Raw genomic sequence first — 1,043 nt, forward strand, 5'->3', positions numbered from 1 at the left:
GGTAGATTGTAAAATTAATCCGAACGCTGTTCGGACAAAAAAGATCAGCTTCCTTTAAAATGGTGTTTACCACAAACCCATTTTTTAGGAGCTGATCTTTTGTCTAGTATAACCTATTCTGAACGAATTAAAATTGAAACCTTTTGTGAGCTAGGACTGACCAATATCCAAATGGCTGAGCGGTTAAAACGATCTCCGTCTACGATTTCTTATGAATTATCTCGTTGTCAACCTTATCAAGCTGAATTAGCACAGGCCAACGCTGAATATAAACGGGCGCATTGTGGCCGAAAAACTAAACTGAATGCCAAATTAAAGCAAACCATTCTAAACCATTTACGTCTAAGCTGGTCACCAGAAGTGATTGCGCATGAGCTTAAACTAGCCACTAAATCTATTTATAATTGGCTATATCAGGGGAAAATTGAATTCTCCTTGAGTGAACTACCTGAACATGGGCTACGCCAACGGCGTAACCTTGACCAACGTTCTAAATATAATCAATCATTAGGGCGTTCAATTGAACAACGACCAATTGTGATTAACCAACGTAACCGCATCGGTGATTTTGAAATAGATACAGTGGTTGGACCTCGTGGACATAGCAAGGCTGCTTTATTAACGCTAATTGATCGCAAATCACGTTTTCTTTGGGCTTACCGATTAAAAGATCGGACAGCGGCGACTGTTAATGAAGCCCTAACTATGTTTCTAACAACTTTTAAGGGACCGGTACACACCTTTACTGTCGATCGTGGAACTGAGTTTAGCAATCTAGTGTCATTTGAACCACAATACGGTATTCAGACCTATTACTGCCATGCTTACACGCCCGCTGAACGCGGCAGTAATGAACGATTCAATCGGAACTTACGTTATTTTTACCCTAAGGGGACTTGTTTTGAGCACATTAGTGCTCAAGATTTAACAACGACGTTACTCGAAATTAACCAGCGCCCCCTTAAAGTACTTAACTGGCAAACACCTTACCAAGTGATGCTGACTAATTTGTCAAAAAATTCGGATTAAATTTGCAATCTACC

The 1,043-nt window shown here is 40.2% G+C and carries 1 protein-coding gene; it reads left to right on the forward strand.

The genetic code is table 11. The features are described 5' to 3' along the window. Window positions 1-99: 99 nt before the first annotated feature. Window positions 100-1,029, forward strand: a complete 930-nt coding sequence (locus KGF70_RS16910) for an IS30 family transposase (protein ID WP_216769602.1) — start codon at window positions 100-102, stop codon at window positions 1,027-1,029. The last annotated feature ends 14 nt before the right edge of the window (window positions 1,030-1,043 follow it).

The sequence above is a fragment of the Lactiplantibacillus sp. 7.2.4 genome, from assembly GCF_018991185.1.
Classification (GTDB): domain Bacteria; phylum Bacillota; class Bacilli; order Lactobacillales; family Lactobacillaceae; genus Lactiplantibacillus; species Lactiplantibacillus pentosus.